This is a genomic window from Syntrophomonas wolfei subsp. wolfei str. Goettingen G311, from assembly GCF_000014725.1.
Lineage (GTDB): Bacteria > Bacillota > Syntrophomonadia > Syntrophomonadales > Syntrophomonadaceae > Syntrophomonas > Syntrophomonas wolfei.
Map to the genome: position 1 here is coordinate 2,721,594 of NC_008346.1, position 11,914 is coordinate 2,733,507.

Below are 11,914 nucleotides of genomic sequence, written 5' to 3' on the forward strand. Positions count from 1 at the left end.
GTAATAGTATATTACATCGATATTACAGCGAGCTTGTCTTCCAGTTCCATTATAATCTTTTTACAAAGCTTTTCACCGGGATAAATATCCTTTGCGTTCCAGCTTCCCCCAATGATCCTTTAAGAGATCTTCAATGTTAAGATCAAATTGTTCTTCCATCACAAACATCATGGTAACTGCTGTCTGAGCCACATCCAAGAGTTCCCGCGCAATCTGTTTTACCACTAGATCTCCGTTAACTTCTACTTTTTCACCGCTCATTCCCCGGTATTTACCTATTACCTGTGCCAGTTCGCCGGCCTCTTCCATAAGTTTCAAGGCGGTTGATTCCAAAGTGGGGTTAAGTTGGTTAAGCCTGGGTAAGGACAGGGTCTTTGTCTCCATAAGATATTACCACCATTATTCTTAAAGTATCGGAAGAAACTGCGGAGCAGTTTCAACACACCGCTGCAACGAGGTGGGGGATTAGATCCCGCTACCTATTTTGTTAATAAGAATCCGACCGTTTAAAGAAGCAGGGGATATATTTCACGTCGTTATAATTGATTAAACAGTATTATCTGCTATGGTTAGCTTGCCGGGGTATGAGTACCAGCTCTATGCCTGCTTCCTTTAAAAATTTTATGGCCAAATCATCATCAAAATTACCCCGGTGCACAATTCTTATTATACCAGCATTTATTATCATTCGGGCACAAATAATACAGGGCTGATTGGTGCAATAGATTACAGCTTCCGCGGTGCTTATTCCATAATAAGCGGCATTAATTAAAGCATTTTGTTCAGCGTGTACCCCCCGGCATAATTCATAGCGATGCCCCGAGGGAATACCTTGTTCCTCACGTAAACAGCCTATATCCAGGCAATGCTCTAGTCCACGCGGAGCTCCGTTGTAGCCGGTGGAAATAATGCGCTCATTCTTTACCAGCACAGCCCCTACCTGCCTTCTCAGGCAAGTGGAGCGTGTTGCTACCAAATCAGCCAATTGCAAAAAATATTCATCCCAATCGGGCCTCTCACCAAACATATTTTACCTCATCTTCTACTTGTTGCCTGGATAGGGTGATCTACCAGCCATTTATAAGATTTCTCCTAGGTATACAGTGGATACTTATCACAGAGAGCTTTTACTATCCTCCGGGCTTCTTCCTTTACTTCCTCGCTGTCATGCTTGTCCAGTACCAGGGTTATAGCCCGGGCCAATTCCCTCATATCGTCTCCTTTTAGCGCCCGGCTGGTAACCGCTGGAGTTCCTACCCGGATGCCACTGGTAACAGTCGGCTTCTCTGGATCAAAGGGGATAGCATTTTTGTTTACGGTTATATTTATGGATTCCAGAATGGCTTCGGCATCCCGGCCATTAAGTCCTTTGGGACGGACATCCACTAACATGAGGTGATTGTCCGTTCCTCCTGATACCACACGTAAACCCTGCTCCATCAAAGCCTTTGCCAATATAGCGGCATTGTTAACAATATCCTGCTGATAGGCTTTAAATTCCGGCGTAAGAGCCTCTTTGAAGCAAACGGCCTTGGCTGCTATTACATGCATCAAAGGCCCTCCCTGTATGCCGGGGAAAACCGCTTTGTCTATTTTGTTGGCCCATTCTTGCCGGCATAAAATAAATCCTCCCCGGGGTCCACGCAAAGTTTTGTGAGTGGTAGAGGATACAAAATCGGCATAGGGAACCGGGCTGGGATGAAGGCCTGCAGCTACCAGACCAGCGATGTGGGCCATATCAACAAAAAGAAGAGCCCCGGCTTCATCAGCGATTTCCCGGAACTTTTTAAAATCCAAAATCCGGGGGTAAGCACTGGCTCCGGCCACAATCATTTGGGGACGAGCTTTTAGCGCTATTTCTCGTAACTCTTCATAATCAATTCTCTCTGTATCCCTGTTAACCCCATAGTCCACAATATTGAAATACTTCCCGGATATATTCACTTTACTGCCGTGAGTAAGATGTCCCCCATGATTTAGATTCATACCCATGATGGTTTGTCCCGGCTGCAACGCCGCAAAATATACCGCTGTATTAGCTTGGGCGCCGGAATGGGGTTGCACATTGGCATGTTCAGCTCCGAAAATCTCTTTTACCCTGTCCCGGGCCAGTTCTTCTACTATGTCCACATATTCGCAACCACCATAATACCTGGCCCCAGGTAAACCTTCGGCATATTTATTGGTCATCACCGAACCCTGGGCAGCCATAACAGCACGGGATACAAAGTTTTCCGAAGCAATTAGTTCCAATTTGTTGTTTTGCCTGGCCTCTTCCTTTTCAATGGCTTCCGCCACTTCTGGGTCAACCGGCTTAACATACTCTTGAATATAATCCATACGACTTGACTCCTCCCTCAGGCATTTTTTTTCTAATCTACTTATCTTTTCTACCCGACGCAGGTGCCTACCTGCCTGAAATTCAGCTTTTATAAAACTTTTTACGATTTCTAGGGCCAGGCCCCCTCCAGTTACCCGGGCACCCAGTGTCAGTATATTGGCATCATTATGTTCCCGAGCCAGGCGGGCACTGTATATATTATGACATACCGCTGCTCTTATTCCTGGAATTTTATTGGCCGCTATAGCTACCCCAATCCCCGTTCCGCAGATCAAGAATCCCAGGGTCTTTTCCTGCAAGACCAGCCGGGCCACCTCTTCAGCTATGTCGGGATAATCCATCGATTCTGTACTAAAGGTTCCACAATCCATTATTTTATATTCTTCTTCCCTCAGGGCATTTATAATCTCGTTCTTAAGTTCCAAACCGGCATGATCACAGCCAATAATAAGCTTCATCATATTCCCCCTGCACTTCTTCGTTGGAGTATTTCCTTTAAAACCTGCGGTAAAATAATCTTTAGCTGCTGTAAAGTATCCAAGTAAGCTTCCCGTCCCCTTCCTATAGGATCCATAATATCAATTTCGCCCATCCCCGCAAACTCAGCCAGAGAAAAGATACATTCCTTTTTATGGGGGAAGGTCTCCTGTAAATAGTTGCGCTGGCTTATGGTCATAGAAAGAATCAAGTGAGCATCTTCCAATAATTCATCAGTGAGGGGAAGCGATAAATGGTGGGAAATATCTATTTCTTCCTGACGCAGAACTTCTAGCGCTTCAGGAGAAGCCGGACAATCCGGATAAGCAAAAATACCGGCTGAAAGCACTTCAAAATCAGATTGCAATTGCTTTTCTTTTAGAATTTTGGAGAAAAGAGCTTGTGCCATTGGGCTCCTGCAGGTATTACCGGTGCAGGCAAAGAGAATTCTTTTCATTCTTACTTTCCTTCTCTCAAACCACAAACTTTATTGCCAGGGCCAGTAAAACTACTCCGCCCAAAATTTGGGCATAGCTGCCGGTTAAGCGACCCAGCACTCTTCCCCCGGCAAATCCAACCCAGCTCATACTAGCTGCAATTAATCCCATTATTAACACCGTAATAAGAATAGGCATTTTTAAAGTACCCAAAGTAAAGCCAACTGTCAAGGCGTCAATGCTTACAGATAATCCCAAAAGCAAGATACTAGTCCAGCTATCGAGAGTACTTTGCTGCTTCCCGGCCAAAATCGTTTTAGCCTCGGCAAAATTATATCTTTGAGGTTGAATCTCGGCGTAACCTTTGCTTAGCATTTGCCAACCCAAGTAGACCAGAACCAGAGCTCCCAGTCGGGTAGCCCACACTCCCAAAAACCTTCCTGCCACCAGCCCCAGGTTTAAACCCAAAAGGGGCATTAACACATGAAGAATCCCCACCGTTAAAACAAATTTCTTTTCATAGTCTTTCGCTACTCCGCGCAATCCCATTCCCATAGCCAGGGAAAGAGCATCCATCCCCAGAACAATTGCTAATAATATAATCGTAATCAATATTTCAATCATATTTTATAGCACTTAAGAATACCTTACCCCGTCTAATAAGCAGTGCTTACACCTTCTTTCAAAAATATCATAAACTGCGGCTCCAATGCAAAAACCCCTTTTTGTTGCATAGGGTTGCATAAATATGCAAAGCGAGCGTTGGCGAAGCATGGATTACGGCGAATTCCTGGCTGCCTGGTATATACGGTCAAGCATGACCCGGGCTATCCCGCCCAGCTTCTTGTGAAGGGGAGTGAAAAGCAACAATTCTATTTCTCTCTCCTCGGCTTCCCGCAAGAGAGAATAAAGCCGGTTAGTAGCAGTATTTAAGTCCAGGTCATATGATTGATACTGGGGATATTTATCTATTAGCTTTTCCCAACGGGTATCATTTTTGTCAATATAAGTGTGAACTAGAACCAACTTTTTCTCCAATTGCTCTATATTGCTCAAGTAATCATCCATCTCTTCCCAGCTTTGGCAGAGCAACAATTTAGATTCTATCTGGTAATGAGGAAAGTGTTCCTGCTCCGGGTTATTCACAGTAATAGACATCCCCATAGCTTTCTCCAATTCCTCTACAGTGATACCTCCCTGGCGCAGTATCCGGTATCCTGGATTACTGAGATCTATAATAGTGGATTCCAATCCCAAACCAGTTGGCCCCGCATCCAAAATTGCCGCTATCTTACCATCCAGATCAGCTTTCACATGTTCTGCCGTTACTGGACTAGGGCGGCCAGATAGATTGGCACTGGGGGCGGCCAAAGGCCCTGCCTGATCAATCAAAGCCAAAGCTACGGGGTGAGCCGGCATACGCAAACCTACGGTAGTTTTTCCACCCCGCACTATGGCTGGTACCGTTTCCCGGGCCGGCAGAATAATAGACAAAGGACCAGGCCAAAAACGTTCCATGAGCATTATGGCTGCAGGAGGAATCTCTTTAGCCACACTTTCCACCTGTTCCATACAACTCAAGTGAAGTAAGAGAGGATTAGTTTCAGCTCTCCCTTTGGCCAAAAATATTTTTTCCACTGCCTGGCTTTGAAAAGCAGCGGCCCCCAGACCATAAACTGTCTCGGTCGGAAAAGCTACCAATTCCTGAGCCTTAATTAAACTGGCCGCCTGCATAATTATTTCCTTTTCCGGACAGGCAGGATTAACTTGCCAATACTGCGTTTCCAGTCTAATTACTCCCTTCTGGACTTTAACAGGCGGTCCCTGCCTGCCAGATCCTTAATTATTTCCGTTTCTCCCCAACCCTGCATCATTTCCCGGGCCCTGCTCCCTTGCTCATGACCAATCTCTAACAAAAGGCAGCCTTCAGGAGCCAGCAAAGCTGCAGCCTGCGGCAATAAACGCCGGTAAAGATCCAGGCCATCGCCTGGGGCTAGCAAAGCCAGTGCGGGTTCATAATCTTTTACCCCAGAATCCAGTAAGATAAACTCTTTGCTTCCTATATATGGTAAATTGGCAACAATAATATCGAAAGGTTCTTCATTTAAGAGAGGAAAAAGTAAATCACCCTGGTAAAATGTTATGGCGACACCATGCCGTGTTGCATTCTCGCGAGCTTTTTCCAGAGCATCAGCCGATATATCTGTAGCATAAACTTGGGCTGTTGGGACATAAAAAGCCAAGCTAACTGCAATAGCTCCGGAACCGGTCCCTACATCGCAGATACGCAACCCTTCTTTTCCCTCGGCTATTTCCAGGGCTTCTTCCACCAGCAATTCCGTTTCCGGGCGGGGGATCAGTACCGCCTGGTTAAGCTTGAATTCAAGGGACATAAACTCCTTATGTCCTACAATATAGGCTAATGGTTCGCCCTTTATTCTTCTTTTAATCACTTCGCGATATTGCTGCCTTTCTTCCTGGTTAACCGGCTTGTCAAAATGAGTATATAAATAAACCCGGTTCTGCAGCAAAACATGGGCCAGCAAAACTTCCGCCTCCAAACGAGGTTCTTCCAGGCCCCGATCTGCAAAAAACCGGGTAGTCCAATCCATTAATTCTTTTATTAGCCACTGTTGCTGCACTCAATCCACCTGTTTCAAACGCTCAGCCTGGTAATGAGCTATAAGAGCATTTATTATTTCCTCCAGGCGCCCTTCCAGTACCGACTCCAAGCGGTGCAAAGTCAAATTAATGCGATGATCGCTAACCCGGCCCTGGGGAAAATTATAGGTGCGTATACGTTCACTGCGATCGCCGCTGCCTACCTGGTTCTTACGGGTACCTGCCATCTCCGCATTCTTCTCCTCCTCCAGAAGCTCTTTCAACCTGGCCCGCAAAACCCGCAGGGCTTTAGCCTTATTCTTATGCTGGGATTTTTCATCTTGACAGGTTACCACTTCACCCGTGGGAACATGGGTTATCCTGACGGCTGATTGGGTGGTATTAACCGATTGTCCTCCGGGACCACTGGAACAATAAACATCTATGCGTAAATCATTAGGGTCAATGGCTACTTCCACTTCTTCGGCCTCGGGCAAAACAGCTACTGTTGCCGCTGAAGTATGAATCCTTCCCCCGGATTCCGTCACTGGTATCCGCTGCACCCGATGAACTCCGGATTCAAATTTCAGCTTGCTGTAGGCTCCCCGCCCATCAACCACAAAAACTATTTCCTTAATGCCTCCGATATCGGTGTAATGAGTATCCATTATCTCTATTTTCCAGCCTTGCTCCTCAGCATAGCGGCTGTACATGCGAAAGAGATCACCGGCAAAAAGGGCGGCTTCCTCCCCGCCGGTACCGGCCCTAATTTCCATGATTACGCTTTTTTCATCATTGGGGTCCTGTGGCAGCAAGAGTATTCTCAATTCCTGTTCGAGGGAGGCTTTTTTCTCCTGTAGTTGAGGAATTTCATCCGCAAGCATCTGACGGAATTCTTCATCCTCTTCCTCAACCAGCATCTCTTTGGAATCCTCCAGTTGCCGGGATAGTGATTTATACTCGCGGTACATAGTTACAATGTCACTGAGAGCAGAGTGGGCTTTGGCCAGCTTTTGAAACCTGGCCTGGTCGGAAAGAACCTCAGGCTGGCTCAAGAGATGGGTTAATTCATCATATTTTTCTTCCAGGCTATCCAATTTTTCCAGCAAGTTTTTTCCTCCTCGATTCTTTCACTTCTGATGTTACTGTAAAGCCAGTTCCGGTTCCAGATCTGGCTTCAACGCAGCTTTCTCTTCAGACAGAACCGCCTTGAGGGCTGCTATAGCGACTTCCAGCATGCCATCATCCGGCTCCCGGGTGGTTAAGCTCTGTAAAAGCAAGCCGGGGGCAATCAAAATCCTGGCCCAGCGGCGCTTATAGTGCTTACCTGTGAGCTTGAGAAACTCATATCCTAAGCCGGCAACTACCGGAAGAACTGCCAACCTCGACCATATCCGATAGAACAGGCTTCCTTCCCCCAGCAATGCAAAAACAAGAATTGAAATCACCATTACAATAAGCAAGAAACTGGTTCCGCAGCGGGGATGCACGGTGGTATATTTCCGTACATTTTTTACGCTTAGTTCTTCCCCGGCTTCATAGGCGGAAATGGACTTATGTTCGGCCCCATGATACATAAAGACCCGGGCTATATCCTCCATTTTGGATATAGCATAAACATATAGCAGAAAAAAAGCGATTCTGATTATGCCTTCGATAATGTTCTGCAACAGTATTCCCCCGGCATATTGCTGCGTGTAATGCACTATTGCCGTGGGCAGAATCACAAATAGTAAAACGGCCAGGGCAAAAGCAATCAGACCGCTGACCAGCATCTCTCCTGAACTGAGTTCTTCTTCATCTTCTCCCAGGGACATATTGGCGGACTTGTTCAGCATCCTGATTCCCACCACCATAGAATCTATAAGTACATAAGTCCCCCGGATGAAGGGCCATTTTAAAAAGGGGTAGCGGCGGGGAAGCTGGCTATTGGCTTCTTGATCCAACTCAATGCTGCCGTCTTCTTTTCTAACGGCTATGGAAGTAAGCTCCGGGCCGCGCATCATAACCCCTTCTATAACGGCCATGCCCCCATATTGAAACTTGCTCATTTTATCACCTTGTCCCGGTAATTAGTAAGGCGTAAAGTGTGAGGTGGCTGATATATTATAATCCATTCACCTTACACCCAACGCCTTAGAAATAAAGAGCAGAGACCAGCGTCCCTGCCAATATGCACTAACTCAAGCCGTATTTTTTCTTAAACCTGTCAACTCTCCCGGTGGTGTCAACCAACCTGCCCTTGGCTCCGGTATAAAAAGGATGACATTTGGAGCATATTTCCACCCGTATGTTTTCACTGGTAGAGCCTACTTCAAATTCATTGCCACATGCGCACCTGGCTTTGGCCTGATGGTACTTGGGATGTATTTTTGCTTTCATTAGATTCACCTCTCTTCAGCCTGGCTAGCTGCAGTTAAAAGCTATATAGGTCAATGAACTGCAAAAAAAATTATATCAAGAATATGATTAAAAGACAAGGAGATATAGAAACGAAGTGAAAAATTATCTACAATCCCATTTGTCTTTTGTATTCCGGATATTTATAACGGCTCATCAAAGCTTTCTGATCATAAGCGTAAAACTCGATTTCATAGGAGCGGTCAAATACCCCCCGGGTCTGTTTTATCTGCTTCAGGTTAACAATAAAGGATTTATGTACCCTGAGGAAATTGCGGTCAAGCATCATCTCGAATTCAGCCAGGGATAAATAGCTTTCAAAAATACCTTCTTTGGTGTGAATATATGATAGGTTGTTCTGAATCTCAATAAAAATAATGTCGCCTGGCCTTATGTGGTGTATTTCGTTTTTGTGTTTTATTACCAGGGTATTGTAATTTCGGCTATCGTTATGCTTAACTCTGTCGGCTATCTCCTCTACTAATTCCTTGAATCTGCCCACCTTTATAGGTTTTAAAATATAATTATAGGGATGCACCTCAAAGGAATCAATGGCATATTTGGAATAAGCTGTTATAAAAACCATATAAGCTTCTTTATTGAAGCTGTATATACTCCGTGCCACCTGCAAGCCATTTAAATCGCTCTTATCCAGCTCAATATCCAATAGAATAAGATCGGGCCGGTTTTTTTGGGCCAGAGCAATAGCTTCTTCGCCGCTGGCAGTTTCCATGATCTCTCCTACCACCGAAATCTCTTTCAGTAGTTGTCGAATAAAATCCCGGTTGTATTCTTCATCTTCGAGAAGTAGAACCTTCAAGGAATCATCAACCCCCGGTCATCCAGCTCTCCAAGCTGCTATAGCTTTTACCAGCAGCTGTATTGCTGCCTTTATCAGCTAATCTTACGATTATACTGGTTTGTCCCTTGCTCGTAACTTCGATCGTCCCCTGGTAGCGCTCCAGCAGCCTGCTGACCAGGTAGAGTCCATAACCCCGGGCCGGAGAATCCTTATTGGTATAGCCCGGTTCGAATATCCGTTGTTTCTCAGCGGCGGAAATCCTGGCCCCGTTATTTTGAATATAGATTACATAATAGGGGAATTCATATTTGAATTCTATCGCTACCCGGGGCTTGCCTTTGTCCTCCAGGGCTGCTTCCATTGCATTATCCAGGAGGTTGCCCAATATGCTGCATAAATCCCAGGGGGGGATGGGTATCCCGGCCGGGTCACATTTCACTGCTACCGCCAACTCTATACCCTGGGATTCGGCAAAACTGCGTTTGCTGTTTAGCAATCCGGTAAGCACCGGATGACTAGTATAAAGGACTTCTTCCATATGCCAGTATTCTTCAGCGATTCCTTCAATGTATTCTTTGATTTCCTGATAGCGCTTTAAATAAACCAGGGACTGTATAGCCTGAATATGCCGGCTGTATTCGTGCTTTTGGCTCTGTAGGACCTTTAATAGCAACTCCACCTGTTGCAAGTGACTCTTTAATAGTTGGACCCTTTGACTGTTACGGCTATTTTCCTCCAATTGTTTTATGGCTGCTATGCTCAATAAAGCTACCAGCAATATGGCCATGTTCGCCCAGGGAACGATGACAGCAATATTGAAGCGTTGTTGATTCACCAGCAGAGCAGCACCGATCAAGACCAGCAAAAAGCTCTGCAATAGTATGACCGCAATAATATATACCCCATGATTAACCGGTTTTTGGACTTCCCCAGCTCTTTTTAAATCAAACAGGACAAATTTGCGGTGACGGATAAAGGCATATAAAAGCAAGCCAATAAGGAATCCGGGCAGGAATGCAGCTATATTAAACCAGGGTTGTTCCGCCAGGTCCATCACATTCCTGGAAGTAAACTGCAATAATAGCGGCAAATAGGAATTTTCAATTACACCTAATATCATAACTCCCAGTAAAACTGCAACCAAACTTCGCCAAAAATCGATTCGCTGCAAAATTACTAAAAGGATAGTCAATAAGATAACCAGTATTATCGTATGAATTCCAAACATCAAAGGCAGCTTTCTCAAAAAGTAAGTAACCACCGACACTATCAGCGTAGCCAGCAAACACTGGCGGGCATGCACCTGCAAATTGAACAAGCCAAAGCCAATTTTTATTATCAAGATGGTTTGTGGTACGGCGATAAGAACAATAGCATACCAGGGTACAGAATACATATCTTTCCTCCCTGTAATAAAAGAGTCATATGACCCCCATGTCCGCTACCTTTTAAGCATCGAAAGAAACTGCGGAGCAGTTTCAACACACCGCTGCAACGAGGCGGGCGATTAGAACCCGCTGCCTGTTTTGTTAATAGGAACCGACCGCTTAGCGGTGGACATATTTCATCTCGTTATTAGACTTCTATTCTTTCCAGCTACTCTCCTCTCTTAAAAACGGGTATTCGCCAATAAAAAACGGGCATTCGCCAATTTTAGCAGGAAATGTTAAATAAAACGTGAAATTTTGTTATTTGGGCAATACCATGAAAGGATAGCTTTCTTTTGTATATTTTGCTGGAAATAAATCTCTCTAAAAAGCATTTAAAATGGGGATTATCATTCCTCTTCCTGCTGTTATTCTTGTTTTTTCTGCGCCCACTGGTAGCTGTACCGTTCGGCTATGTCGGTATCATTCTCGAACATGGAAAGGTACAGAAAACAGTTATGGGAGAAGGCCTTCATTTGCGGGTTCCCGGATACCAGGAGATAGTCTATCTGGATTGCCGGGTTCATTCTTTGGAAATGCAAACTTTGGCCAGCAGCCGGGATCTGCAAACAGTAAACGCTGCCATCTCTCTGTACTACCATGTCGACCCTTCCCAAGCAGGGGAGCTTTATCAGAAGGAAGGCATATCCTTCGAGGATAACTTGATAACTCCTATCATACAGGAATCTTTACAAACAGTAAGCGCCTGCTACTCCAGTCGGGAATTACTTGCCCACTATCCGCAGGTGGTGGCGCAAAGTTCTAAAATAATTACCCGCAGACTGGCGGAATCCCATATCATTGTAGATAAATTCAATATCACGAGCCTGGTTTTCACTTCTCCAGCGATTCTTAGCCAGCTTCTAACTAACCGCGATTGCAGTCAAAATATTGGAGAATTTGCTCCACTTGATGTATCATTCTTGTAGAGCAAATTAAACAGGAGGCAATGTGGTAATGAATGGAGAAGTTTTAGCAGTAAATATTTCGGAAAAACGAGGAGAAAAAAAACATGATATCGGTGAAGCCTACCTCCAGGCAGATTTGGGAATTGAGGTAGACGCCCATAAGGGAAGCTGGCATCGCCAGGTCAGCCTCTTATCTCTCTCCAGCTTTGAAAAAATGCGGGCCCTGGGTGCTGATGTATATTATGGCGATTTTGCAGAAAATATATCCATAGGTGGATTAGATGTGGTTACCTTACCTGTAGGTACCCGTATTAGATTGGGTGAAGCCCTATTGGAAGTTACTCAAATCGGTAAAGAGTGTCATAATAACGCTTGTGCTATAAAAAAACAGGTCGGCTCCTGTATCATGCCGGTAGAAGGTATATTTTGCCGCGTCCTGGAATCAGGATATGTAAGAACCGGAGACCAGGTTAAAGTCGAAGATGAATTCGTGGTATAGCATAGAAAATTCTGCGAAGCCA

Annotated in this window: 14 protein-coding genes and 1 pseudogene; 2 read left to right on the forward strand and 13 right to left on the reverse strand. The window is 45.1% G+C overall.

The genetic code is table 11. The annotated features are described in order from the left end of the window. Positions 1-72 precede the first annotated feature (72 nt). The 13 genes and pseudogenes from SWOL_RS12390 to SWOL_RS12445 form a co-directional block, all read right to left on the reverse strand. A complete protein-coding gene (locus SWOL_RS12390) occupies positions 73-384 on the reverse strand; it encodes a MazG-like family protein (RefSeq protein WP_011641763.1) in 312 nt (103 codons plus the stop codon). Positions 385-556: 172 nt separating this feature from the next. Continuing rightward, complete coding sequence (locus SWOL_RS12395) at positions 557-1,027, reverse strand: deoxycytidylate deaminase (protein WP_011641764.1); 471 nt, start codon at positions 1,025-1,027, stop codon at positions 557-559. A gap of 65 nt (positions 1,028-1,092) precedes the next feature. Beyond that, complete coding sequence (locus tag SWOL_RS12400; protein ID WP_011641765.1) at positions 1,093-2,340, reverse strand: serine hydroxymethyltransferase; 1,248 nt, start codon at positions 2,338-2,340, stop codon at positions 1,093-1,095. Positions 2,341-2,376: 36 nt separating this feature from the next. Next, a pseudogene (gene rpiB / locus SWOL_RS15005) lies at positions 2,377-2,802 on the reverse strand (ribose 5-phosphate isomerase B); the annotation flags it as partial. After that, positions 2,799-3,275, reverse strand: coding sequence for a low molecular weight protein arginine phosphatase (locus SWOL_RS12405; protein WP_041427599.1), 477 nt, complete (start codon positions 3,273-3,275; stop codon positions 2,799-2,801). The gene SWOL_RS12405 and the pseudogene rpiB, both read right to left, overlap by 4 nt. Positions 3,276-3,291: 16 nt before the next feature. Further along, positions 3,292-3,879, reverse strand: coding sequence for a manganese efflux pump MntP (locus SWOL_RS12410; RefSeq protein ID WP_011641767.1), 588 nt, complete (start codon positions 3,877-3,879; stop codon positions 3,292-3,294). Between the two features lie 153 nt (positions 3,880-4,032). Then, on the reverse strand, positions 4,033-5,049 hold the full coding sequence (locus tag SWOL_RS12415) for an L-threonylcarbamoyladenylate synthase (RefSeq protein WP_341271096.1): 1,017 nt from the start codon (positions 5,047-5,049) through the stop codon (positions 4,033-4,035). Further along, positions 5,049-5,897, reverse strand: coding sequence for a peptide chain release factor N(5)-glutamine methyltransferase (prmC, locus tag SWOL_RS12420; RefSeq protein WP_011641769.1), 849 nt, complete (start codon positions 5,895-5,897; stop codon positions 5,049-5,051). The genes SWOL_RS12415 and prmC overlap by 1 nt, the downstream gene beginning before the upstream one ends. Beyond that, positions 5,898-6,965, reverse strand: a complete 1,068-nt coding sequence (gene prfA, locus SWOL_RS12425; RefSeq protein ID WP_011641770.1) for a peptide chain release factor 1 — start codon at positions 6,963-6,965, stop codon at positions 5,898-5,900. A gap of 33 nt (positions 6,966-6,998) precedes the next feature. After that, positions 6,999-7,907 carry a DUF1385 domain-containing protein gene (locus tag SWOL_RS12430; RefSeq protein WP_011641771.1) on the reverse strand — a complete coding sequence of 303 codons (909 nt, stop codon included), beginning with the start codon at positions 7,905-7,907 and terminating at the stop codon, positions 6,999-7,001. 127 nt (positions 7,908-8,034) lie between these two features. Further along, positions 8,035-8,238, reverse strand: a complete 204-nt coding sequence (gene rpmE / locus SWOL_RS12435; protein WP_011641772.1) for a 50S ribosomal protein L31 — start codon at positions 8,236-8,238, stop codon at positions 8,035-8,037. Between the two features lie 127 nt (positions 8,239-8,365). Continuing rightward, on the reverse strand, positions 8,366-9,076 hold the full coding sequence (locus SWOL_RS12440) for a LytR/AlgR family response regulator transcription factor (protein WP_011641773.1): 711 nt from the start codon (positions 9,074-9,076) through the stop codon (positions 8,366-8,368). Between the two features lie 7 nt (positions 9,077-9,083). Beyond that, positions 9,084-10,454: a sensor histidine kinase gene (locus SWOL_RS12445; RefSeq protein ID WP_011641774.1), complete on the reverse strand. Its 1,371-nt coding sequence runs from the start codon at positions 10,452-10,454 to the stop codon at positions 9,084-9,086. 336 nt (positions 10,455-10,790) lie between these two features. On the opposite strand from SWOL_RS12445, the gene SWOL_RS12450 reads away from it, so the two are divergent. Further along, positions 10,791-11,414: a prohibitin family protein gene (locus SWOL_RS12450; RefSeq protein WP_207635297.1), complete on the forward strand. Its 624-nt coding sequence runs from the start codon at positions 10,791-10,793 to the stop codon at positions 11,412-11,414. A 28-nt stretch (positions 11,415-11,442) separates the two neighbouring features. Continuing rightward, positions 11,443-11,892, forward strand: a complete 450-nt coding sequence (locus tag SWOL_RS12455; RefSeq protein WP_011641776.1) for an MOSC domain-containing protein — start codon at positions 11,443-11,445, stop codon at positions 11,890-11,892. Positions 11,893-11,914: the final 22 nt, after the last annotated feature.

What these genes read in the sequence shown, in the direction of transcription:
- SWOL_RS12390 (WP_011641763.1), bottom strand. Translation starts at nt 384, where the DNA reads ATGGAGACAAAGACCCTGTCCTTACCCAGGCTTAACCAACTTAACCCC.
- SWOL_RS12395 (WP_011641764.1), bottom strand. Translation starts at nt 1,027, where the DNA reads ATGTTTGGTGAGAGGCCCGATTGGGATGAATATTTTTTGCAATTGGCT.
- SWOL_RS12400 (WP_011641765.1), bottom strand. Translation starts at nt 2,340, where the DNA reads ATGGATTATATTCAAGAGTATGTTAAGCCGGTTGACCCAGAAGTGGCG.
- SWOL_RS12405 (WP_041427599.1), bottom strand. Translation starts at nt 3,275, where the DNA reads ATGAAAAGAATTCTCTTTGCCTGCACCGGTAATACCTGCAGGAGCCCA.
- SWOL_RS12410 (WP_011641767.1), bottom strand. Translation starts at nt 3,879, where the DNA reads ATGATTGAAATATTGATTACGATTATATTATTAGCAATTGTTCTGGGG.
- SWOL_RS12430 (WP_011641771.1), bottom strand. Translation starts at nt 7,907, where the DNA reads ATGAGCAAGTTTCAATATGGGGGCATGGCCGTTATAGAAGGGGTTATG.
- rpmE (WP_011641772.1), bottom strand. Translation starts at nt 8,238, where the DNA reads ATGAAAGCAAAAATACATCCCAAGTACCATCAGGCCAAAGCCAGGTGC.
- SWOL_RS12445 (WP_011641774.1), bottom strand. Translation starts at nt 10,454, where the DNA reads ATGTATTCTGTACCCTGGTATGCTATTGTTCTTATCGCCGTACCACAA.
- SWOL_RS12455 (WP_011641776.1), top strand. Translation starts at nt 11,443, where the DNA reads ATGAATGGAGAAGTTTTAGCAGTAAATATTTCGGAAAAACGAGGAGAA.